This is a genomic window from Mesorhizobium sp. LEGMi-168a, assembly GCF_058312955.1.
In genome coordinates this window covers 132317-153665 of sequence record NZ_JBZEGV010000009.1, presented here as the reverse complement: position 1 = coordinate 153665, position 21349 = coordinate 132317, and the positions used below count along the sequence as shown (strand labels likewise).

The 21349-nt window shown below is 63.7% G+C and carries 16 protein-coding genes and 1 tRNA gene; 6 read left to right on the top strand and 11 right to left on the bottom strand.

The annotated features are described in order from the left end of the window. Window positions 1-95: 95 nt before the first annotated feature. Window positions 96-1841 carry an adenylate/guanylate cyclase domain-containing protein gene (locus tag AC4FWB_RS15145; protein WP_491026948.1) on the bottom strand — a complete coding sequence of 582 codons (1746 nt, stop codon included), beginning with the start codon at window positions 1839-1841 and terminating at the stop codon, window positions 96-98. A 1243-nt stretch (window positions 1842-3084) separates the two neighbouring features. On the opposite strand from AC4FWB_RS15145, the gene AC4FWB_RS15140 reads away from it, so the two are divergent. Then, window positions 3085-3825: an RES family NAD+ phosphorylase gene (locus tag AC4FWB_RS15140; RefSeq protein WP_491027003.1), complete on the top strand. Its 741-nt coding sequence runs from the start codon at window positions 3085-3087 to the stop codon at window positions 3823-3825. A 161-nt stretch (window positions 3826-3986) separates the two neighbouring features. On the opposite strand, the gene AC4FWB_RS15135 is transcribed toward AC4FWB_RS15140, so the two are convergent. Continuing rightward, window positions 3987-4062, bottom strand: a tRNA-Thr gene (locus AC4FWB_RS15135). 347 nt (window positions 4063-4409) lie between these two features. Here AC4FWB_RS15135 and AC4FWB_RS15130 point away from each other — a divergent pair. Continuing rightward, window positions 4410-5618 (top strand): hypothetical protein, encoded by a 1209-nt coding sequence (locus tag AC4FWB_RS15130; protein ID WP_491026946.1) that lies wholly within the window; start codon window positions 4410-4412, stop codon window positions 5616-5618. A gap of 3 nt (window positions 5619-5621) precedes the next feature. Here the strand turns inward: AC4FWB_RS15130 and AC4FWB_RS15125 are convergent, their stop codons facing one another. Further along, entirely contained in the window at window positions 5622-7223 is a 1602-nt protein-coding gene (locus AC4FWB_RS15125; RefSeq protein WP_491026944.1) for a cisplatin damage response ATP-dependent DNA ligase, read from the bottom strand. Window positions 7224-7506: 283 nt separating this feature from the next. Then, window positions 7507-8517, bottom strand: a complete 1011-nt coding sequence (locus AC4FWB_RS15120) for a ligase-associated DNA damage response exonuclease (RefSeq protein WP_491027001.1) — start codon at window positions 8515-8517, stop codon at window positions 7507-7509. Window positions 8518-8617: 100 nt separating this feature from the next. Between AC4FWB_RS15120 and AC4FWB_RS15115 the strand changes: the two genes are divergently transcribed. Both AC4FWB_RS15115 and AC4FWB_RS15110 read left to right on the top strand, forming a co-directional pair. Continuing rightward, a complete protein-coding gene (locus AC4FWB_RS15115) occupies window positions 8618-9535 on the top strand; it encodes a methyltransferase (RefSeq protein WP_491026943.1) in 918 nt (305 codons plus the stop codon). A gap of 122 nt (window positions 9536-9657) precedes the next feature. Then, window positions 9658-10044, top strand: a complete 387-nt coding sequence (locus AC4FWB_RS15110; RefSeq protein ID WP_491026942.1) for a hypothetical protein — start codon at window positions 9658-9660, stop codon at window positions 10042-10044. Here AC4FWB_RS15110 and AC4FWB_RS15105 read toward each other — a convergent pair. From AC4FWB_RS15105 to AC4FWB_RS15075, 7 genes are all read right to left on the bottom strand, one after another. Next, window positions 10038-10979: a 2-hydroxyacid dehydrogenase gene (locus AC4FWB_RS15105; RefSeq protein WP_491026941.1), complete on the bottom strand. Its 942-nt coding sequence runs from the start codon at window positions 10977-10979 to the stop codon at window positions 10038-10040. The two genes, AC4FWB_RS15110 and AC4FWB_RS15105, sit on opposite strands and share 7 nt — an antisense overlap. Window positions 10980-11016: 37 nt before the next feature. After that, window positions 11017-12645: an ABC transporter ATP-binding protein gene (locus tag AC4FWB_RS15100; protein ID WP_491026940.1), complete on the bottom strand. Its 1629-nt coding sequence runs from the start codon at window positions 12643-12645 to the stop codon at window positions 11017-11019. Next, window positions 12642-13781 carry an ABC transporter permease gene (locus AC4FWB_RS15095; protein WP_491026939.1) on the bottom strand — a complete coding sequence of 380 codons (1140 nt, stop codon included), beginning with the start codon at window positions 13779-13781 and terminating at the stop codon, window positions 12642-12644. The genes AC4FWB_RS15100 and AC4FWB_RS15095 overlap by 4 nt, the downstream gene beginning before the upstream one ends. Then, the gene (locus tag AC4FWB_RS15090) at window positions 13781-14875 is read right to left on the bottom strand and encodes a microcin C ABC transporter permease YejB (RefSeq protein WP_059189787.1); all 1095 of its coding nucleotides are present in this window, start codon (window positions 14873-14875) and stop codon (window positions 13781-13783) included. Before AC4FWB_RS15090 ends, AC4FWB_RS15095 begins: the two co-directional genes overlap by 1 nt. Window positions 14876-14905: 30 nt before the next feature. Beyond that, window positions 14906-16777 carry an extracellular solute-binding protein gene (locus AC4FWB_RS15085; RefSeq protein WP_491026999.1) on the bottom strand — a complete coding sequence of 624 codons (1872 nt, stop codon included), beginning with the start codon at window positions 16775-16777 and terminating at the stop codon, window positions 14906-14908. After that, the gene (locus AC4FWB_RS15080) at window positions 16777-18675 is read right to left on the bottom strand and encodes an extracellular solute-binding protein (protein ID WP_491026938.1); all 1899 of its coding nucleotides are present in this window, start codon (window positions 18673-18675) and stop codon (window positions 16777-16779) included. Before AC4FWB_RS15080 ends, AC4FWB_RS15085 begins: the two co-directional genes overlap by 1 nt. Window positions 18676-18832: 157 nt before the next feature. Next, on the bottom strand, window positions 18833-19498 hold the full coding sequence (locus tag AC4FWB_RS15075) for a c-type cytochrome (RefSeq protein WP_491026937.1): 666 nt from the start codon (window positions 19496-19498) through the stop codon (window positions 18833-18835). A gap of 194 nt (window positions 19499-19692) precedes the next feature. Here AC4FWB_RS15075 and AC4FWB_RS15070 point away from each other — a divergent pair, with 194 nt between their 5' ends. Both AC4FWB_RS15070 and AC4FWB_RS15065 read left to right on the top strand, forming a co-directional pair. Continuing rightward, a complete protein-coding gene (locus AC4FWB_RS15070) occupies window positions 19693-20421 on the top strand; it encodes a 3-deoxy-manno-octulosonate cytidylyltransferase (protein WP_491026936.1) in 729 nt (242 codons plus the stop codon). Between the two features lie 9 nt (window positions 20422-20430). Further along, window positions 20431-21294, top strand: a complete 864-nt coding sequence (locus tag AC4FWB_RS15065) for a prephenate dehydratase (RefSeq protein WP_491026935.1) — start codon at window positions 20431-20433, stop codon at window positions 21292-21294. Window positions 21295-21349 lie beyond the last annotated feature (55 nt).

The window sequence follows — 21349 nt, the reverse complement described above, 5'->3', positions numbered from 1 at the left end:
CCCGGAAGCGCACGTTCCGTCTTCGGCCCCCGTCCAAAGGAGGTCGCCTGGCCGCACGTGGCGCACAGGAGAGGGCATCTTTGCAACCGCGATGATTACTCCGGCACGCCGGCGATGCCCAGCGCCTCGACGTAACGCTCGGCGAAGACCTTGTCCAACCACGGGTTGATCTGTCTCTGCAGGGTGAGCGTGAAGGTCGGGAACGCCTCCATCAGCCGCCGCGCCGCCGCCTGCGCCTCGTCCAGCCGGTTGAGTTTGACCAGCGCCATGATCACCACCCGGTGCGAGGAGCCGTAGTTCGGCATCTCGTGCAGCGCGCGTTCTCCCCATGCCAGCGCTTCCTCGTAGCGCTCGAGCATCAGGTAGCTCATCCCGATGCCGGAGAGCGCGATGCCTTTCTCGGGGTCGACCGGGCTCAGCCGCATTGCCCGGTGAAAATGCTCGATCGCGACAAGCGGGCGGCTGGAATGTGCGTTCACCCAGCCGCAGCCGGTATGGCCCTGCGCCGAATTGGGGTTGAGCAGCAGGGATCGCTCGATCGTGCGCAGCGCCATCTCGTATTCCTTCGCGCTGTAGGCGATCACCTGCGCCGCGAAGCGCAGGCTGGTGGGGTCGTCGCGCGCCTCCGCCAGGACCTCGCGCGCCATGCGTGACGCGACCCGTACATCGTCGGGCTCGTGCCAGCACTGGCTCACGGATAGGCTGCGGATATAGGCGCCGAGCGCCTTCGCCAGGGTGAAGCCGGGGTCGATGCTGAGCGCCTCGTTGGTGAGCCGCCGCACGTCGGCAAAGCCTTCGCGCGTCATGCTGTAGAAGCGCGGCAGTGCGCGAAGGTAGAGGTCGTAGGCGCTGATGTAGTCGGTCGGCTTCATGCGCGCCTGCTTGATCTCCTGCAGCCGGATGCTCGGCTCGACAGCGCCGACGACGCTCTCGGTCACCTTGTCCTGCAGGTCGAAGATGTCGCTTACGTCGCCCTCGAAGCGGTCGGTCCAGACATGGTGTCCGCTGATCGCGTCCACCAACTGCCCACTGATGCGCACCCGCGATCCGGCTCTGCGGATGCTGCCTTCGAGCACGTAGCGGACGCCCAGCTCGCGCCCGACCTGGCGCAGATCCACCGCCCGGCCCTTGTAGGTGAAGGATGAGTTGCGGGCGATCACGAAGAAGGAGTTCACCCGGCTCAATCCCGTGATGATGTCCTCCACCAGCCCGTCGGCGAAGTATTCCTGGTCGGGGTCGCCGCTCATGTTGGTGAAGGGCAGAACCGCGATCGAGGGTTTCTCGGGCAGGGGAGGCGGTGCAGCCACCGAGGCGCTGGCGTCGGTCTCGACGCGGTAGGCGCGCACAGGCCGCTCGATGTTCTTGAGGCGCAGGTTGCCGAGCGGCGTGAAGCCGCAGTCGAGCTTGCCCTGCAGGTGGTCGTAGGCGGTGCCCGAGACGACCACGGTGCCGGGATCGGCGATGCTTTCGAGGCGGGCTGCGATGTTGACCCCGTCGCCGTAGAGGTCGCCGTCGTCCTCGCAGACCACGTCGCCGAGATTGACGCCGATGCGCAAGCGAATCCGCTCTTCCTCTGGCGTCTCCGCCTCGTGTTCTGCCAGGGCCTGCTGGATCGCAATGGCCGAGGTCACCGCGTTGACGACGCTCGCGAACTCGCAGAGCATGCCGTCGCCGGTGAGCTTGACGATCCGCCCCTGGTTCTCGGCGACCAGCGGTTCAAGGAGCTCCTTGCGGTAGGTCTTCAGCCGCTCGAGCGTGCCGCGCTCGTCACGCTCCGTCAGGCGCGAATAGCCGACCACGTCGCAGGCCAGGATCGCTGCGAGGTGGCGCTGCGTGGTCATTGCACTGCTCAGCCAAGCGCCTGCACGCGGGCCGCCCCGCGTCCATGTCTTGCCAGCCTCCACACGCCCCATATGCATGGTATCCATCTTTCCCAGTCTCCGCCCGTCGCTGGAACGCTGAGACCTTGCCTTCCCGAGATTTCGCTATCCCGCTTGCGAGGCGTGGAGCGTTCCAGTCGCGCGCTAACAGCCAACCGACGACACGCCCCACGCAGCCTCTGGGGACGCTGACACGCCACTTCCAGAAGGCCGGGGATGTTGCCTGCCCTGTGTAACCGGTTGACGCCACCGTGGCCGTGCTTCTGTATCGGGCATCGCACCGAACATTCGCGCTTGGAGGTGCTGGGATAGGCAAGCGGCGCAATGCTGCCGTCCGATGTGCATTCCTTGGTTTTTGTGCCATTCCCCCGCCTGAAAACCCCGCAACGCAATGAAAACACCACGACGTTTCTGTACGGTTTCTGTGCGGTCGTACCGTAGGATCGAGCAATGAAAGAGCCCGCTCCTGCTGCGGCGGCGGGCTCTTTGTCGGGACCTCCTGAGGAAAGCCGGCGTCTCTCACCTTCGCGGTGACAGGCGACGATCCATCCCGACGCGGCGCGCTCTTAAGGTTTGAGAAAGATGCGCCGTCTAAGGAATCAACATGGCCTCCAACGAAAGGTTCCCGGCGCTAAATTAGAAGCATCTTGCCAAGGGCAGAGGCGGCTGGCTGACCTGTGGATAGTAACCGTCTGTTCACCCTGGCGCTCGCTTCGAATTGCTCAAGATTGAGTAACGGCCGCACGTATCAGCGTTGCCTGAAATGGCAACGCCCCCGCCGAGGGCCGGCGGCCGACGCGTTCAGTTGTTCCCCAACACATGATATGCATCGGTCGCCGGTTCTCTCCTGGCCCCGTACATGAGCTTCGTTCCGCTATACGTTGCTGCAGCAATGGGCGTCGTCACGCTCGCAAGCGCTATTTGGCGCTGCATTGCGGCAAGCGCGCTGCCGCATGGCGGCGCCGATGCACGCCGCGATCCTGTGGCTAGCGCCGCTGTTTTCACTTCCCCGATGCCATGGCGGCCGTTCTGGCGGGGGCCAGCGTCCAGCAGGCGGAATGGAACATGGCGCACGGTGCGTCTCGTCATCTGCCCTTCGGGGAACGGCACCGACGAGGCGCTAGTCGTCTTTAGATGGTTCCGCTGTGCCAAGAGGTATGTATCATGGCTTTCCACGGCGGGATCGGGGGAGTCCGAGTTGGACATGAACCTAAAACAACTGACTCGGTACAATCGCTTTTGTCGAGAAATAACAAATCCGGAATCCCGCGCGCTCTCACAGGAGGCGGAGGAATTCCTATCCGCGCTACATGAAGGCGTCGACCAAAGGGCAGTTTCATTGAACCCGGGGGAACGGTTTTGGCGCGCGCAGATCGGAAACGACGTGGTTGAGACGGAGGATGGCCACGTCTACGTTTATGCGTTTCGAGCTGAGCGGATGAAGCCCAATGCACAATTTGCGAAGGTCAATCGCGCTAGTGCCGCAGGCGTCCCTATCCTGTATCTTGCTAGTGATGCCGAAACTGCGATGTCGGAATTGAGACCGTGGTTTGGCGTTGAATTCTCAGTGGCTGAATTCAAGGTCACAAAGGCATTGCGCATCGCAAATTGTGTGAAAACCGGCAGCGGCTTTCCACTTTTCATGGGCGGAGACGACACCCCGGAATATCGATCAGAGGCAGCATGGGCGTTCGCCAGCGACGCCTTCTCCAGGCCGGTTCAGAGTGGTGAAGAACAACAATATAGAGTTACGCAATTTCTTGCCCAATCGCTTAAGAGCCAAGGGTTCGACGGGATCATGTACAAAAGCGTGTGCACCGCTGGCGGTCGCAATCTAGCCCTTTTTGACCTAAGCAGCGCAGATGTTTGTTCGCTCCATCTCTACCGGATCAAATCGTTGAGACATGAATTTGAGCGATCCGGTGAATCAGAAACCGTTGAGTAGAGCAAAACAGGCTATCGCTCTAGCCGCCCTTGAGGTGTCCAGTCTGAGCCGGTCGAGGTGCTACAAAGGGCGAACAAAATGACTCTCGGAAATGTTGGCAGGCTGTTGGCAGGGCGTTTTGCGCTCTACGCTTCGAAAACTCGCGAACCCTTGAGAAGTCTTGGTGCCGCTTGCGTGACTCGAACACGCGACCCCATCATTACGAATGATGTGCTCTACCAACTGAGCTAAAGCGGCCCGGGAAGCAGCTCAGCTTCCAAGATGCGCCGGTTGATAGACTCAACCGTCAGCTAATTCAAGATGGCTGGTGGCGAAATCCTGCGTCGATGCGCGGCAATTCCGGTCGGCTGCCGCCGCGCGACGGCCTCCGTCGTCCGCCGCGGCGGCTCGCCAGTTCACCGGCGACTGGCGTCCGGTCCGCTGGAGCCGATCCGGTGACGGCGACAAAAAATGTTGATTCTTCAACAAAAAACGCCGAAATGGGCTTTGGATGCGTCGGCAAGACTGCCGCTCGCCCGTTGATTGATTGGTCGCCTGCGGCTAACGATCGATGAACTGTGAGCGAACGCGCAGAGGGAGCTCGCTTGGACGCCATCGAGAAAGCGATCCGCAACGCCTTCGAAAAAGGCAATGCCGAGGACCGGGCGTTTCGCGAGAAGGTCTATCGCTCGGCTTTTGCCGCGCTGGATCGCGTCCTGCAGGCCAATCCGAATGTGACGGTGGAGGCCGCCATCAACCGCCGCAAGGCGGTGCAGGCCAAGATCGCCGAGATCGAATCCGAATTCCTGCCGGCCGTCCAGGCGATCCCGGACGTCATGCTCCCCTCGGAAAGCGGTGCGCCCGCCGGCGATGCCGCGCCGGCGCCGTCGGTGGACATGCCGGCCCAGTCGCCGGCGCCGTCCGTGGACGCGCCGCGGCAGGCGCCGAACCAGGCGTCGTCGTCGCCGTCGATCACTGTCGATGGTCCGGTGCAGCCCGACGCATCGGACGCGCCGCGTTCGCGCGTGCTGCCCCGCGTGCCCGACATCATGCCGGACGAGGCGCTTCCCAACGCGCCGTCGCTCGACGATTTTCCCGGAGCCTCCGTCGGCAACGGCGCCGAGGTGGCGCCGGACCGCGATGAGCGGCGGATCCGGGGCCGGCGCCTGCCGCTGACGGCGATCTTCGTCGTCGCGACGCTTGTCGCCGCCGCCGGCATCGGTCTTTATTTCGCGAAGCAGACCGGCGTCTTCAAGACGGCGGCTGAGCTCAACACAGGGCCGCCGGAACCGACTCCGACGCTGGAGGGCGAAGACTCTTCGCAGGCGGGCGGCGAAACCGCTTCGCCGGAAAAGCCTGGCGAGGCCGATCAGTCGAAGAACTGGATCAACGTCTTCCTGCCCAGCGATCCGACCCATGTCAGCACGCCGTCCGACGCCGGCGCCGACGTGATGAAGGACGACACCGGCCAGTTCCTGCGCATCCGCTCCGGCGCGTCCGGGTCGGCGATCGCCTTCGATGTCGGCCAGGGCGTCTTGGAAAAGCTCGCCGGCAAGCACGCCATGTTCGACATCATCGCCCGCTCGGAGGAGGGCAAGGAGACGCAGATCTCGGTCGACTGCAATTTCGGCGAATTCGGCGATTGCGGCCGCAAGCGCTATGCCGTCGGCCACGAGCGCAACGAATATCTGTTCGACGTGCAGTTCCCGGACAAGCATCCAGGCGCCGCCGGCACCATCGCCGTCAATTCCGACTTCGACAAGCAGGGCAAGTCGGTCGACATCTACGAGATACGCGTTTCGATCGCCGAGTAGGACTTAGCTGTCCAGCAACGCCTGCAGCGTCTCGATGCGGTCGGCCTCGGAGGCAGGCTTGTCCCAGCGCAGCCGCGAGATGCGCGGAAAGCGCATCGCGACGCCCGATTTGTGCCGGGTCGAGCGGTTGAGGCCTTCGAACGCCACTTCCAGCACCAGGCCGTTCTTGCGGTCGGCGCGCACCGAGCGCACCGGGCCGAACCGCTCGATCGTGTTGTCGCGGACATATTTGTCGATCTGCCTCAGCTCCTCGTCGGTGAAGCCGAAATAGGCCTTGCCGACCGGCACCAGTTCTTCCGATCCCTCCGGTCCGGCCCAGACGCCGAAAGTGTAGTCGGAATAGAAGCTCGAGCGCTTGCCGTGGCCGCGCTGCGCATACATCAGCACCGCGTCGACCGTGTGCGGATCGCGCTTCCACTTGAACCAGGGGCCTTTCGGCCGCCCGGCGAGATAGGGCGAGTCCCAGCGCTTCAGCATCACCCCTTCGATGATCGGATGCGGCGGCGCCTGGCGCAGCCGCTCCAGCGCCTCCCAATCCGCAAACGCGACCAGCGGCGACAGGTCGAAGCGGCTGGGGTCGAGCGTCTTGACGAAGGCTTCGAGCCGCTTGCGGCGGTCAGCGAAGGGCAGCGCGCGCAAATCCTCGCCGTTGATCTGCAAGGCATCGTAGCAGCGCATGAAGGCCGGATATTGCTGCTGGATCTTTGGCGACACGCTCTTGCGGTTCAGCCGCTGCTGCAGGTCGGAGAAGGTTCCGGTCGCCTCGCGCGGATCGCCGACCAGCAGCTCGCCGTCGAGCGCCGCCTCGAAATCCATCGCCGCTGCAAGGTCGGGGAAAGCGCTCGCGACATCGTCGCCAGTGCGCGAATAGAGCCGACGGATGCCGCCTTCGCACACCGCCTGCACCCGGATGCCGTCCCATTTCCACTCCGCCGCATAGTCGCGCGGATCGAGCTTTTCGAGATCGCCATCGTCGACGGCGTTGGAAAGCATGACCGGCCGGAACAGGGCGAGCGCGGCGCTCCTCGGCTTTTCCGCGCGGCCTTCCAGCCAGGCGAACAGCTCGGTGTAGGGCGGCGTCAGCCCGTGCCAGAGCTCCTCGATCTCGCCGACATCGACCTTGCCGAGGTCGGCCAGCGCCTGCTTGGCCAGCCGCGCCGACACGCCGATGCGCAGGCCGCCGGTGACCAGCTTGATGATGGCGAAGCGCGCCGAGATGCTGGCGCTGTCGAGCAGCCGCGCCAGCACCTGCGGTCCGTCGGAGCGGCTCGCCGCCTGCAGCTTGCCGACCACTTCGGCCAGCGTCGGCGCATGGTTCGGGATATGGCCGGCGGGCTGCGGCCAGACCAGCGAGACCGTCTCGGCGAGGTCGCCGACATAGTCGTAGGAATAGCCGAACAGCACCGGATCCATGCGCTCGACCACCAGCGCGCGCAGCATCGCCGGCTTCACCGCCGCGATCGACAGGTCGCCGGTGATCGCCGCCAGCGCCAGTCCGCGGTCGGGGTCCTCGACGCTACGGAAGTAATCGGTGAGCAGCGTCAGCTTGCCGTTGCGCGACGGCGTCAGCACCAGCCGGTCGAGCAGCTCGGCGAAGCGGTTCATGGGCGTATGGACCACGCCAACGAGAAAGGTTTGCGCTCTGTCGCGCCCCCCTCTGGCCTGCCGGCCATCTCCCCCACTTGGGGGGAGATCGGCAGTTTCCATGCCGGCTCATCTCCTGCAACGCTGGAGATTGGCGAAGGTCGCCGTGAAGTCCGATCTCCCCCCAAGTGGGGGAGATGTCCGGTCCACCCTCCGCAGCTGCAGCGCAGCTGCTGCGGAGGACGGGCAGGCCAGAGGGGGGCGCCGTGGAGCTCAGCGGTGGCGATTGGCGAACACTGCACCATCAATCGCCCTCGTCCTCATACCCCACCAGATGCAGCGGCCTCGCCGCAATGCCTTCCAGCTCGCACCAGCGCACCAGCGCCTCCTCGCGGCCATGCGTTACCCAGATCTCGCCGGCGCCGGTTTCCTTGATCGTGGCGATGAGCTCGTCCCAGTCGCCGTGGTCGGAAATGATCAGCGGCAGCTCGACACCGCCCTGCTTGGCGCGTTGGCGGATGCGCATCCAGCCCGAGGCGAAGCAGGAGATCGGATCGGGGAAGCGCCGCGCCCAGCGGTCGGCGAAGGCCGCCGGCGGGCCGACAACGATGGCGCCGGTGAAATCGGCCTTGCCGCCGCTCTCGACCGTCGCCGGCTCCAGCCTGCCGAGATCGATGCCCTGGCTCTGATAGTACTCGCTGAGCTTGGCCAGCGCGCCGTGGATATAGACCGGCCTGTCGTAGCCGGCATCGCGCAACAGGCGCATGACGCGTTGCGCCTTGCCGAGCGCATAGGCGCCGATCAGGTGTGAGCGCTCGGGAAATTGCGCTGCCGATTTGAGCACGCGCGCGATCTCCTCGTTGTCCGGCGGATGCCGGAACACCGGCAGGCCGAAGGTCGCCTCGGTGATGAAGACGTCGCACGCGACCGGCTCGAAGGGCAGGCATGTGGCGTCCTTCTGGCGCTTGTAGTCGCCGGAGGCGACAATGCGCATGCCCTGGTGCTCGACGGCGATCTGCGCCGAGCCCAGCACATGGCCGGCCGGATGGAAGGTGACGGCGACGCCATTGATATCGATCGTCTTGCCGAGGACAGCTGCCTGCGTCGTCCCGGCGAAATCCTCGCCGTAGCGCAGCCCCATGATGTCGAGGGTCTCTTGCGTGGCGAGCACCGAACGGTGGCCGGAGCGGGCATGGTCGGAATGGCCGTGCGTGATCAGCGCCCGGCCCACCGGCCGCACCGGGTCGATGAAGAAATCGCCGGGCGGGCAGTAAAGTCCTTCGGGCCGTGGCTTGAGCAGGTCGCTGGCGCGCATGGCTTGAAGATAATGGCTAAATTCGCCGCGGGAAGCCTGTTGCACGAGACTGCTGACTCATCCTACAGCCGGTTCGCTTTGCCGGTCGGATCCTTCAACCATGAAACCGCTTCAGGCCTCGTCCGGCGACTTCAACGCCGACCGCCGCGCCGACTTCGCCGAGATGCTGCTTGCCTCGGGCGAGCCCGCGCAGGCGGCGGAGCTTTTGCTCGGCGCGCTGGAACTGGCGCCGCAATGGGCGGCCGGATGGTTCCGCCTCGGCGAGATGCAGGCGGCGGCCGGCCTGCTCGACCAGGCGGCCCAGGCCTGGACGATGGCGCTGAAGCTCGATCCCTCGGACCGGCTGGGCGCCTCGCTCGAGCTGCAATTGATCGGCCATGCGCCGGCGGCCGCGGCTCCGCCCAGCGCCTTCGTCGAGACCCTGTTCGATCACTATGCCGACCGTTTCGAGAAGTCGCTGGTCGAAAAACTCGGCTACCGGATGCCGGATTTCCTCGACCGGGCCATTCGCACGGCAAGGCCCGGCCGTTTTCGGCTGGCCCTCGACCTCGGCTGCGGCACCGGCCTGATGGGCGAAAGGCTGCGCCCGATCGTCGATCGTCTCGATGGTTACGACATCTCGGCCGGCATGTTGCGGAAGGCGCGCGCCAAGGGCATCTACGACCGGCTTGCCAAGGCCGACCTTCAGCATTTTGCTCACACTGGCGCCAAAGCCGACCTCGTGGTCGCGGCCGACGTGTTCATCTATGTCGGCGCGCTTGAACGCGTTGTCGGGGCGGTTGCAGACAGCCTTGTCGATGGAGGCGTGTTTGCGTTCTCGGTCGAGACACTCGCCGGCGAGGGCGACTTCGCGCTGCGGCAGTCACGGCGCTACGCGCATTCCGAATCCTGTGTGCGGCGCGTTCTCGCCGCCAGCGGGCTTTCCATCCTGTCGCTGGAGAGCACGGTCATCAGGCATGAGCGTAGGGAGCCAGTCAGAGGGCTGGCTGTCGTGGCGGGGAAAGGTCATGCGGTTTGAAGGATCGTCAACGTGGCGATCCTTCACCTGTCCCGCCGGTGTTTGTATTGATCCTTTGCTGCGAAAAAGCCCGAATCGCGTGTCGGTTTAAGCGTGGGGCGGATACCGCACGGAGGGATACCATGCGCTGGACCATGGTGGTGTTGGCGTCTTGCCTGATGACGGCCGGCTGCGTCGGCGGCTCCTCGATGGCGGAGCGCCAGGACGAGAACGTCCAGTCCTCGCTCCAGTATGACAGCGTGCCTTGCGATCAACTCCTAGCGCAGCGCAATCAGGTGGCGCAGCAAAACAATCTGCCGATCACGGCTAAGCCGACCTTCTCGAACCCGGCTATGGGCTTCGGTCCGTTCACGCCGGACATGCGCTCCAAGGCGCAGCGCGACAGCGACAAGGCGAGCGGCGAGATCGACGCCATGAGCCGCTCGATCGAGCGGCGCGACTGCGGCAAGCCGAAGAAGAAGGACAAGTTTGCGCTGCCAGGCTCGAAGCCGTCTTCGCCGGCTCAATAGCCCGCTTCGCGGTCGACCAGGTTTTCGAGCTTTTCGCCGCGCTCGAACGCGTCCATCTGCCGGAGCATGATCGGCACCAGATGGGCCGGGTCCGAGGTCGCCGCCGCATGCGGCGTCACGAACACCTTCGGATGGCTCCACAGCGGGCTTGTCTTCGGCAGCGGCTCGACCTCGAACACGTCGAGGCTCGCTTCCTTCAGCGTGCCGTCGGTGAGCGCGCGCAGGATGTCGGCGTCCTTCTGCAGCCGGCCGCGCCCGGCATTGATCAGCACCGAGCCGCCGAGGCCGTTGCGCCTGCGCAATTCCTTCAGCACGCCGTAGTTGATGATGCCTTGCGTGTTGGGGGTGAGCGGCAACAACACCACCAGGATGTCGGTGGCGTTGAGGAACGGGATCAGTCCCGCCTCGCCGGAATAGGTCGAAACGCCCTGCATCGGCCGGTCGTTCCGCGACCAGCCATTGACCGCGAAGCCGAGCGAGAGCAGCACAGATGCCGCGGCGCGCCCGAGATTGCCGAGACCCATGATGCCGACGGAGATGTCTTCCGCCGGGCGCTGCGGCAGTTCGCGCCAGATCTTCTTCTGCTGCTGCGCGCGGTAGAGCATGCTCTGGCGATGGTGGTCGAGCACCCGCCAGACGACATATTCGGTCATGTGCTGGGTGAGATTGTCGGCGACGACCCTGACGATCGGCACGTCGGGCAGGCCGGGATCGGCGAATATATGGTCGACGCCGGCGCCGATCGAGAAGATGGCGCGCAAATTGGGCAGCCTCGACAAGAGATTGGGCTTCTGCTTCCAAACCACCGCATAGGCAATCGACGGATCGGTGGGGCCGTCCGGCTCCAGCACCACTTCGCGCTCTGCCGCGAGCAGTTCGCGCCAATGCTGCGGGTGAAAGCCGGTGAGGGCAAGCAGGACTTTGCCTTTTTCCATTCGCGGATGTTCTTCCCTGTTATTGAAACCGGCGAGACTACTGGCTGACCACGCCGGTCGGCGCCGTCTCTATCCGGAAGGCGGCCGAGATCAGCGCCCTTGTATAGTCGGTCTGCGGGCTGCCGAAAATCTGTTCGGACGGGCCGGCCTCGACGACCTGGCCATTGCGCATGACGATCACGTCATTGGCAAGGGCGCGGATGACTTTCAGATCGTGGCTGATGAAGAGATAGGCGAGGTTGTGCTTTGCCTGCAGGTTGCGCAAAAGGTCGACCACCTGCGCCTGCACGCTCATGTCGAGCGCCGAGGTCGGCTCATCGAGCATGACGAAGCGCGGATTGAGCACCATGGCGCGCGCGATGGCGACGCGCTGGCGCTGGCCGCCTGAGAATTCATGCGGATAGCGGTGGCGCGTTTCGGGATCGAGGCCGACTTCCTTCAGCACTTCGACGACCTTGTCGTCGCGCGCATCGGGCGAAAGTTTCGGCTCGTGGATCTTCAGCCCCTCCTCGATGATCTCCGCCACCGACATGCGCGGGCTCAAGGATCCGAACGGGTCCTGGAAGACGATCTGCAGCTCGCGCCGCAGCGGCCGCATGGCGCTGAAGGATAGCTCGTTGATGTCGCGCCCGTCGAAACTGATCGTGCCGGTCGAGGAGATCATCCTGGCCAGCGCCAGGCCAAGCGTCGTCTTGCCGGAACCGGACTCGCCGACGACGCCGAGCGTCTGGCCGGCCCGCACGGTGACATCGATGCCGTCCACCGCCTTCACGTGATCGACGGTGCGGCGGAAGAAGCCGCGCCTGATCGGGAACCAGACCTTGATCTCCTTGCCGGTCATCACCGCCTTGGCTCCGGCATTCGCCGCCGGCGGCTTGCCCTTCGGCTCGGCGGCCAAGAGGTGCTTGGTGTAGGCATGCTGCGGGTTGGCGAAGATCTCCTTGGTCGGTCCGGTCTCGACTATCTTGCCCTTGGTCATGACGCAGACGCGGTCGGCGATCTTCCTGACGATGCCGAGGTCGTGGGTGATGAAGAGCATCGACATGCCCTTGCGGCTCTTCAGGTTCGCGAGCAGTTCGAGGATCTGCGCCTGCACGGTCACGTCCAGCGCCGTGGTCGGCTCGTCGGCGATCAACAGCTCGGGCTCGTTGGCCAGGGCCATGGCGATCATGACACGCTGGCGCTGGCCGCCGGAGAGCTGGTGCGGATAGGCATCGAGCCGCTTCTGCGGATCGCGGATGCCGACCTCGGTGAGCAGCTCCAGCGTGCGGGCACGCGCCTGACGGTCGCCCAGTCCCTGGTGCAGCTTGAGCACCTCGACGATCTGCTGCTCGATCGTGTGCAGCGGGTTGAGCGAGGTCATCGGCTCCTGGAAGATCATGGTGATCTTGTTGCCGCGCACGCCGCGCAAGGTCTTCTCGTTGGCAGCGAGCAGATCGGCGCCGTGGAACAGGATCTTTCCGGACGGATGGCTGGCCGCGGGATAGGGCAGAAGCTTCAGCACCGACAGCGCCGAGACCGATTTGCCGGAACCGGATTCGCCGACCAGCGCCACGGTCTCGCCCCTGGCGATGTCGAAGGAGATGTGGTCGACGGCGACCGACTGGGTGCCGCCTTGCGCGAAGGCGACGCTCAGATCGCGGACGGAAAGCAGGGGCTCGCTCATTTGAACGTCTTGCGCGGATCGAAGGCGTCGCGCGTCGCCTCGCCGATGAAGACCAGCAGCGACAGCATCAGCGAAATCACGATGAAGCCGGAGATGCCGAGCCAGGGCGCGTTGAGATTGCGTTGCGCCTGCTTCAAAAGCTCGCCAAGCGAGGCGGAACCAGGTGGCAGGCCGAAGCCGAGATAGTCGAGCGAGGTCAGCGTCGAGATCGAGCCTGAGAGCAGGAAGGGCAGGAAGGTCAGCGTCGCCACCATGGCATTGGGCAGAAGATGGCGGAACATGATGGTGAGGTTCGGCACGCCGAGCGCCCGCGCCGCGTTGACATATTCGAAGTTGCGCGCGCGCAGGAACTCGGCGCGCACCACGCCGACCAGCGCCACCCAGGAGAACAACAGCATCAGGCCGAGCAGGATGAAGAAACCGGGCGGCAGGATCGCGGAGACGATGAGCAGCAGGTAGAGCACCGGGATCGCCGACCAGATCTCGATGAAGCGCTGGAACAGAAGGTCCGTCCAGCCGCCGAAATAGCCTTGCACCGCGCCGGCCGCGACGCCGATCAGCGAGGAGCCGAGCGTCAGGACCAGCCCGAACAGCACCGAGATGCGAAAGCCGTAAAGCACGCGCGCCAGCACGTCGCGCGCCTGGTCGTCGGTGCCCAGCCAGTTCCAGTTGCCGACGACGCAGTTGGGATCGGCCTCGCCTTGCGGATACTGGTTGCAGCGCGCCTTTCTGTCGTAGAGCCAGGACGGCTTGGCGGGTGCCGCCTCGGGGATGGCGTTGTTGACCGTTTGATAGGAGTAGCGCACCGGCGGCCAGATCATCCAGCCATTGGCATTGATCTCGTCCTGGATGACCGGATCGCGATAGTCGGTGACGGCATAGAAGCCGCCGAACTTCTCTTCCGGATAAGCGACCAGCACTGGAAACAGGATCTCACCCTTGTAGGAAGCGATGATCGGCTTGTCGTTGGCGATCAGCTCGGAAAACAGCGACAGCACAAACAGCAGAAGGAAGATCCACAGCGACCAGTAGCCGCGCCGGTTGGCCTTGAAGTTCTGCAGCCGCCGCTGGTTGAGCGGCGACAGCCACGGCCGGGCGGCGCGGGCCGGCTTGGTTTCGGCCGAAGCTGCCGTCATCAGATGTCTCTCCGCTCGAAATCGATGCGCGGATCGACCCAGGTGTAGATCAGGTCCGACAAGAGGCCGACGAACAGGCCGAGCAGCGAGAAGATGTAGAGATTGGCGAAGACCACCGGATAGTCGCGGTCGATCACCGACTTGAAGCCGAGCAGGCCGAGGCCGTCGAGCGAGAAGATGTTTTCGATCAGCAGCGAGCCGGTGAAGAAGGCCGAGATGAAGGCGCCCGGAAAGCCGGCGATGACGATCAGCATGGCGTTGCGGAAGACATGGCCGTAGAGCACCTTGCGCTCCGACAGGCCCTTGGCCCGCGCCGTCACCACATACTGCTTGCGGATCTCTTCGAGGAAGGAGTTCTTGGTCAAAAGCGTCGTCGTGGCGAAGGCCGACAGCACAAGTGCGGTCAGCGGCAGCGTCATGTGCCAGAAATAGTCGATGATCTTGTCCGGCCAGGAGAGCTGGTCCCAATTGTCGGAAACGATGCCGCGCAGCGGGAACCAGTCCCAGAACGAACCGCCGGCAAACAGCACCATCAAAAGGATGCCGAACAGGAAGCCGGGGATGGCGTAGCCGACAATGACGACGCCGCTGGTCCAGACGTCGAAGGTCGAGCCGTCCTGCACCGCCTTGCGGATGCCGAGCGGGATCGAGATCAGGTAGGACAACAGCGTGATCCACAGCCCGATCGAGATCGACACCGGCATCTTTTCCAGGATCAGGTCGAGCACCGAGATGTCGCGGAAATAGCTGTCGCCGAAATCGAAGCGGCTATAGTTCCACAGCATCATGCCGAAGCGCTCGAGCGGCGGCTTGTCGAAGCCGAACTGCTTTTCGAGCTTCTTGATGAATTCGGGGTCGAGCCCCTGCGCGCCGCGATATTTCGAGCTGACGTTGCCGGCGACGTCGAGATTGGTGGCGCCGGCATCGCCACCGCCGCCGCCGAGGCGATCGGTGCCGCCTTGGTTGGTCAGCCGGGCGATGACCTGCTCGACCGGACCGCCGGGAGCGAACTGGATGACGGCGAAGGAGATGGCCATGATGCCGAACAGCGTCGGGATCATCAGAAGGATGCGGCGCAGGATATAAGCGCCCATCAGGCAGCCGATCTCACGCGAACAGTCATGTCAGGCTTTGCCAATCTTTGCCGCCTTCCCCTTGTCGAACCACCACGTCGTTTCGACCGGAAAGCCGAAATCGGGTTTCTGTTCGGGAAAGCCGAACATGTCCCAATAGGCGACACGGTGATTCGCCAGATAATATGTTGGAATCCAGTCTAGCCGCGCGCGCAAGACCCGATCGAGCGCTCGGAGCGCCGTAACGAGCTCTGTCCGATTGCCCGCCTTGCCCGCCGCCACGATCAGCGCGTCGATGGCCGGGCTTTCGGTGCCTGGATAATTGCGCTGCCCGGGGATCTTCGCCATTCGCGAATCGTAGAGCATCTCCAGGCCGTCGGCAGTGGGCGTCGCCCCGATCGACCAATGGAGCATGTTGAAATCGAAGTCGAAATCGCTCTGCCGCTCTTCATATTGTGTGGAATCGACCTGCCGGATCGATGCGTCGATCCCAATCGCCTTCATATTCTCAAACCACTTGGTGAAGAGACGGACGATGCCATCGTCTTCGGCCAGCATTTCCACCCGCAGTCGCTCCCCCTTTTCGTTGACGACGAAATCGCCTGTCCGCTTCCAGCCGGCTTCGGCAAGCAGTCTTGAAGCCTTGCTCAGCAGTTTGCGGTCGCGGCCTGAGCCGTCGGATACGGGCTGCATCACGGGCTCGCCGAAGGTTTCTGGCGGCAACTCGGCTCGAAACGGTTCCAGCAAGGCCAGTTCCTGGGCCGAGGGCAAGCCCTCGGCCTTATAGTCCGAGCGTTCGAAATTCGATTGCGAACGCTCGTAGGAACCAAAAAACAGAACGCGCCTGGACCATTCGAAATCGAAGCAATTGGCGATGGCTTGCCTCACGCGCGCATCACGGAATTGCGGACGACGCTGGTTCAGGGCGACGGCCTGCATGTCGGGTGATTTCTCGCCGGGAAATTCCCGTTTGACGACCTTGCCTTCCTTAAGCGCCGGAAAGTCATAACCGGTTGCCCATACCCGCGAAGTGAATTCCTCGCGAAAATGCGTGTCGCCCTTCTTGAAGGCCTCAAATGCGGCCTGGCGATCGAGATAGAAGTCGATACGAATGCGGTCGAAATTGTTGAGGCCACGGTTCACGGCGAGATCGCGACCCCAATAGTCGGCGACGCGCTCATACTCGACAGTCTGTCCGGCCACCACGCGTCCTATCTTATATGGTCCGGAACTGAGCGGCGGCGTCATTGTCGAGGCATCGAATTCATTGGCCGTATAAAAGGCCTTGGAAACGATCGGCATTGCGACAATCGAAAGAATGTTCTGCGCGGATTGTTCGCCGTTGAAGGTGAGGCTGAGGGTGACGGCATCGACGGCAACCGCCTCCGTCATATAGCGCAACGCCTTGGACAGGTTCGGATGGCCCTGGTCCTTGTACAGCTTCAATGCGAAGGCGACGTCGTCGGCGGTCAGAGGCGTACCATCGTGGAATTTCGCTTGCGGCCGCAGGGTGAAGCGGAAGCCGTTGCGGTCTTGCGACAAGGTAACGGACTCGGCAAGCAGACCGTAGACGGCATCCGGCTCATCGAGCGCGTTTGTCATCAGCGAGTCGAAACTGAGTTCGGTGCGCGGCGGTGAATCGCCTTTCAGCACCAGGGAGTTCAACGTGTTGAAAGTCAGGAAACTCTGATTCAAGGTGCCGTTCGGCGGCGCGAAATTCATCTGGCCGCCCTTGGGCGCGTCCGGATTGACGTACTCGAAATGGGTGAAGTCGGGCTTGTATTTCAGATCGCCAAAAGCCGACAGGCCATGCAACTTGACGCCGGTCGGGGTCTCGGCAAAAGCCCGGCCTGGCAGCAGCGCAGTGGCCGCCGTTGCGGCGCCGAGCGCCAGGAAGTCGCGACGAGGAAGCAGCCGCCGCATCAATTGAGGCCTTTGTACTTGGCAGCCAGCGCCTTTTCCTTCCCAGTATCGATCCACCAGGAATCGACATCGGCGCCACGGTAGCTGGGCTGCTTTTCCGGCATGCCGAACTTGTTCCAATAGGCGAGCCAGACCACCGCCCTGTAGTATTGCGGCACGACGTAGTAGTTCCACAACAGCACCCGATCGAGCGCGTGGGTGGCGGCGACGAGATCGTCGCGGTCGGTGGCGAAAATGATGCGGTCGACCAGCGCGTCGACGACCGGGTCCTTGATGCCGGAGTAGTTGCGCGATCCGGGCGAATCGGCTGCCTTCGAGCTCCAGAAATCGCGCTGCTCGTTGCCCGGCGATTCCGACTGCTGCAGCACGTTGGTGATGACGTCGTAATCGAAATTGTTGACGCGGTTGACGTACTGGCTGGGATCGATGATCCGCAGCGTCGCGTCGACGCCGATCTTGCGCAGATTGGCGATATAGTTGCCGGAGAGGATCTGGTCGGTGTCGCTCGAGCCGATGATCTCGAACTTGAACAGCGCGCCGGTCTTGGCGTTCACCATCTTGCCGCCTTTGATCACCCAGCCCGCCTGGGCGAAGAGGTCCACTGCCTGCTTAAGATATTTCCGCTCCGCCTGAGGCGTGTCATAGACCGGCAGCTTGAATTCCTGGGCGAACAGTTCTGGCGGCAGCTTGTCGCGATACTTCTCCAGGATTTCGAGTTCCTTGCCTTGCGGCAGCCCGCTCGACGCGAGTTCCGTGCCTTGGAAATAGCTGTGGGTGCGGGTGTTGAAGCCGAAGAACAGCGTGCGGTTCATCGTCTCGAAATCGTAGGGATAGGTCAGCGCCGCGCGTACCCGGCGATCCTGGAACAGCGGCCGGCGCTGGTTCAGCATGAACGCCTGCATCGGCTCCGGCGAGGTGGTCTTGAATTCCTTTTTGATCACGTCGCCGGCCTTGATCGCTGCGAAATCGTAAAACGTCGCCCAGCGCTTCGAGCTGTTTTCCGGCTTGATGTCGTCGAGCCCACCCTTCTTGAAGGCTTCCCAAGCAGCGTTGTCGTCGAGGATATAGGTAAAGCGCTGCGTGTCGAAATTCTCGCGGCCGATCTTCACCGGCAGCTTGGCGCCCCAGTAATCGGGCACGCGCTGCCAGACGATCTCCGAGCCCGGCTTGAAGCTGGCGATCTTGTAGGCGGCCGAGCCCAGCGGCGGCTCCAGCGTCGGCCTGGTGATGTCGCGCTTCTTGCCATTGGCGTCGGTGCCCTCCCACCAATGCTTCGGCAGCACGACGAGGTCGCCTAGGATCTTCGGCAGTTCGCGGTTGCCCTTCTGGTTGAAATGGAATTCGACCTCGCGGTCGGATATCGCCACGGCATCGGTGACGTTCTCGAAATAGCGGCTGTATTGCGGGCTGTTGGCCTTGAGCACCTGGAAGGACCAGATCACGTCGTCGACGGTGATCGGCTGGCCGTCATGCCATTTCGCGCGCGGATCGAGCCGGTAGGTCGCGGACGAATAGTCGGCAGGATATTTATAGGCGTCGGCGACCAGCGGATGGCTGACGCTGCCCTCATCGGTCGCCTGGTCCATCAGCGTGTCGTAGAGCAGGCCGCCGCCGAACCCGACGAGCCCCGCGGCCGGCGATCCCGGCACGATATAGGGGTTGAAGCTGTCGAAGGTGCCGACAACGACGGAGTTGTGGGTGCCGCCCTTCGGCGCGTCCGGATTGACGTAGTCGTAGCGCTGGAAATTCTCGCCGTATTTGGAAGGGCCGATCAGCGAGGAGGTGGTGTGCCATTCGTCGGCCAGGCTGGCCCCAAGGCTCGCGGCGAAGGTGACCGCCAGCATTGATGCGAAAAGTGTCATCGATGCGAAAAGTGTCCGGGAACGGCCAACCGTCATGCGTTCTCCTTGTCGCGAACAGTACCCACCGGCAATCTAGATCATTTGACGCCGGTGAAAACCGCAGGCGACGGCTTTTGTCGCCGCATATGCGGCTTTCCTAACAGAAAAGCCGGGACGAACCCGGCTTTTCTGAGGTGTCTGAATGACGATTTGTTTATTGGGCGGGCGCAGCCGGCTTGGCCGGAGCGGCACCTTCGGCCGGCTTGGCCGGTGCTGCTGCTTCCGCGGGCTTGGCGCCTTCGGCGGGCTTGGCTTCGGCCGAAGCACCCGGCTGCGGCAGCGGCTTCGGATTGTCCGACAGCGTGCGCAGATAGGCGATCACATTGGCGCGGTCTTCATCCTTCGGCAGGCCGGCGAAACCCATCGCCGTGCCCTTCACGAACTTCTTCGGCGAGGTGATGAAGTGGTTGAGGTTGTCGTAGGTCCACTTCTCGGCGCCGCCCTTGGAAAAATCCTTCATACCGGCCGAATAGGCGAAGCCCTCGTGCTCGGCGACGGGGCGGTCGACGATGTCCCAGAGATCCGGACCGACCTTGTTCGGGCCGCCCTTCTCGCCGGAGTGGCAGGCCTGGCACTTCTTGAAGATGGCAGCACCTGCCTCGGCATTGGCGGTGGCGAGCAGGTCGGCGATCGGCTTGGCTTCGGCGGCCGGCGCGGCGGCGCCGCCGCCCTCCGCCGGCTCGGCCGCCTCGATGGCGAAGCCGGGCTTCTCGGGCGCGGGGGAGGCGAACAGCGCGTTCGAGACGATGCCGACCGAAAAGACCACGAAGACGGTTCCGAGGAATCCGGCGAGCAGCTTGTTGACTTCGTTGGAATCCATACGCCCCTTGCTCCCTTTTCCGGCGGACCGATCCGTCCACTCCGTCCGTCGGTATCGCGAACGACCCCCACGGGGCCAGTCAAATCGCGCGGAAACTAGGTCTTTTGCTTCGGCGTTGCAACACCTATAAGGGCGCTTCCAGTGAGACCTTTTGCCACTTTCCCATCCGCTTTTTTCGGGCGTCCCGCAGTCCAATGTCGACATTGATCCTGATCCCCGCCCGCATGGCCTCGACGCGCCTGCCGGGCAAGCCGCTGGCCGACATCGCCGGCGCGCCGATGATCGTCCATGTCGCCCGCCGCGGCGCCGAAGCAGGGCTTGGCCGCGTGGTCGTGGCGACCGATACGGAGGCCGTGGCGCAAGCGGTTCGCGAGCATGGTTTCGAGGCGGTGATGACGCGCGCGGATCACGAATCTGGCTCCGACCGCATCTTCGAGGCGCTCACCGCGCTTGACCCGGACAAAAAGGTCGAGACGATCGTCAACGTGCAGGGCGACCTGCCGACCATCGACCCTGAAATCATCGGCGCATCGCTGCGGCCCTTCGCCGACCCGTGGGTCGATATCGCCACGCTCGGCGTCGAGATCGTGCGCGACGAGGAGAAGACCAATCCGAACGTCGTCAAGATCGTCGGCTCGCCGCTCTCAGCGACAAGGCTGAGGGCGCTCTATTTCACCCGCGCCACCGCGCCGTGGGGAGAGGGGCCGCTCTATCACCACATCGGCCTCTACGCTTATCGCCGCGCCGCGCTCGAACGCTTCGTGGCGCTGAAGCCGTCGCCTTTGGAGCGCCGCGAGCGGCTGGAGCAGCTGCGGGCGCTCGAAGCCGGGATGCGCATCGATGCCGAGATTGTCCAGTCGCTGCCGCTCGGCGTCGACACGCCGGACGACCTCGATCGCGCCAGAAAGATCCTTTCAAACTGAGATATCGGCATGCCTGAAAAGACCAACAGGATTTCCTTCCAGGGCGAGCCCGGAGCCAATTCCGACACCGCCTGCCGCAACATGTTCCCGTCGATGGAGCCGTTGCCCTGTCCGACCTTCGAGGACGCCTTCAACGCGGTGGAGACCGGCAAGGCCGAGCTCGCCATGATCCCGATCGAGAACACGATCGCGGGCCGTGTCGCCGACATCCATCATCTGCTGCCGGAATCGCGGCTGCATATCGTCGGCGAGTATTTCTTGCCGATCCACTTCCAGCTGATGGTGCTGCCGGGCGTCAAGCGCGAAGAGATCAAAAGCGTGCACAGCCACATCCACGCGCTTGGCCAGTGCCGCAAATACATCCGCAAGAACGGTTGGAAGCCGATTGTAGCCGGCGATACCGCGGGTTCGGCCAAGATGATTTCCGAGGTCAAGGATCGCACCATGGCCTCGCTCGCGCCTGCGCTCGCTGCCGAGCTCTACGGCCTCGAGATCATCGAGAACAATGTCGAGGACACCGACTCGAACGTCACCCGCTTCGTCGTGCTGACCAAGAACAAGCAATGGGCCGAGCGTCCGTCGCCGGACGCCAAGATGATGACCACTTTCATCTTCCGCGTCCGCAACGTGCCGGCTGCGCTCTACAAGGCCATGGGCGGCTTCGCCACCAACGGCATCAACATGACCAAGCTCGAGAGCTACCAGCTCGGCGCCTTCACCGCGACGCTGTTTTATGCCGACATCGAGGGCCACCCCGACGATCCGCTGGTGAAGCTCGCGCTGGATGAATTGCGCTTCTTCTCGCGCGAGATGCGCATCCTCGGCGTCTATCCGGCAAGCGCCTCGCGCGAGCAGTGGAAGGTGGCGGATTAGCTTTTCCCGCACGTTGCAGGAAGGGAGCCGGCGCTGCGGCCAGCCCCTTCTCCCC

Coding starts and splice junctions, on each gene's coding strand:
- AC4FWB_RS15145 (WP_491026948.1), bottom strand. CDS start 1,841: ATGACCACGCAGCGCCACCTCGCAGCGATCCTGGCCTGCGACGTGGTC.
- AC4FWB_RS15140 (WP_491027003.1), top strand. CDS start 3,085: ATGAACCTAAAACAACTGACTCGGTACAATCGCTTTTGTCGAGAAATA.
- AC4FWB_RS15125 (WP_491026944.1), bottom strand. CDS start 7,223: ATGAACCGCTTCGCCGAGCTGCTCGACCGGCTGGTGCTGACGCCGTCG.
- AC4FWB_RS15120 (WP_491027001.1), bottom strand. CDS start 8,517: ATGCGCGCCAGCGACCTGCTCAAGCCACGGCCCGAAGGACTTTACTGC.
- AC4FWB_RS15115 (WP_491026943.1), top strand. CDS start 8,618: ATGAAACCGCTTCAGGCCTCGTCCGGCGACTTCAACGCCGACCGCCGC.
- AC4FWB_RS15110 (WP_491026942.1), top strand. CDS start 9,658: ATGCGCTGGACCATGGTGGTGTTGGCGTCTTGCCTGATGACGGCCGGC.
- AC4FWB_RS15105 (WP_491026941.1), bottom strand. CDS start 10,979: ATGGAAAAAGGCAAAGTCCTGCTTGCCCTCACCGGCTTTCACCCGCAG.
- AC4FWB_RS15100 (WP_491026940.1), bottom strand. CDS start 12,645: ATGAGCGAGCCCCTGCTTTCCGTCCGCGATCTGAGCGTCGCCTTCGCG.
- AC4FWB_RS15095 (WP_491026939.1), bottom strand. CDS start 13,781: ATGACGGCAGCTTCGGCCGAAACCAAGCCGGCCCGCGCCGCCCGGCCG.
- AC4FWB_RS15090 (WP_059189787.1), bottom strand. CDS start 14,875: ATGGGCGCTTATATCCTGCGCCGCATCCTTCTGATGATCCCGACGCTG.
- AC4FWB_RS15085 (WP_491026999.1), bottom strand. CDS start 16,777: ATGCGGCGGCTGCTTCCTCGTCGCGACTTCCTGGCGCTCGGCGCCGCA.
- AC4FWB_RS15080 (WP_491026938.1), bottom strand. CDS start 18,675: ATGACGGTTGGCCGTTCCCGGACACTTTTCGCATCGATGACACTTTTC.
- AC4FWB_RS15075 (WP_491026937.1), bottom strand. CDS start 19,498: ATGGATTCCAACGAAGTCAACAAGCTGCTCGCCGGATTCCTCGGAACC.
- AC4FWB_RS15070 (WP_491026936.1), top strand. CDS start 19,693: ATGTCGACATTGATCCTGATCCCCGCCCGCATGGCCTCGACGCGCCTG.
- AC4FWB_RS15065 (WP_491026935.1), top strand. CDS start 20,431: ATGCCTGAAAAGACCAACAGGATTTCCTTCCAGGGCGAGCCCGGAGCC.